Origin of the sequence: Idiomarina sp. Sol25 (assembly GCF_033052775.1) — a bacterium.
Lineage (GTDB): Bacteria > Pseudomonadota > Gammaproteobacteria > Enterobacterales > Alteromonadaceae > Idiomarina.
Genome location: NZ_JAUPEW010000124.1, coordinates 1 through 270 on the forward strand (window position 1 = coordinate 1; position 270 = coordinate 270).

1 protein-coding gene is annotated in these 270 nt (G+C 47.0%); it reads right to left on the bottom strand.

The window, feature by feature from the left end; genetic code table 11:
• On the bottom strand, nucleotides 1–249 hold a 249-nt coding region (locus Q5L94_RS13725), incomplete at its 3' end, for a hypothetical protein (protein WP_317498912.1).
• Nucleotides 250–270 lie beyond the last annotated feature (21 nt).

The following is a 270-nucleotide window of genomic DNA, read 5'->3' on the forward strand; positions in this document are numbered from 1 at the left end:
TTTTCCGGCACGAAACTTGGCTGGGGGAATGCGCATATGCAAAACAAAGGCGTCTTTTGCCAGTTTTTGCATAGTGGAATCTACAAGTTGAAAGGCCTGATTGTGCTGTCTGCGATCTACTTCACGATCCCATGCGTAATTCAATAGTGTCCGCTGCTTTTCAGAAACTTCATCAAGCTCAAGTTGCGGTGGGATTGGCGAAAAGCCGTTCCTCTGCGAGAACGGAATGTAGCCTTCGTCAGTGGACATATAGCGTACCTTCAATCTAAG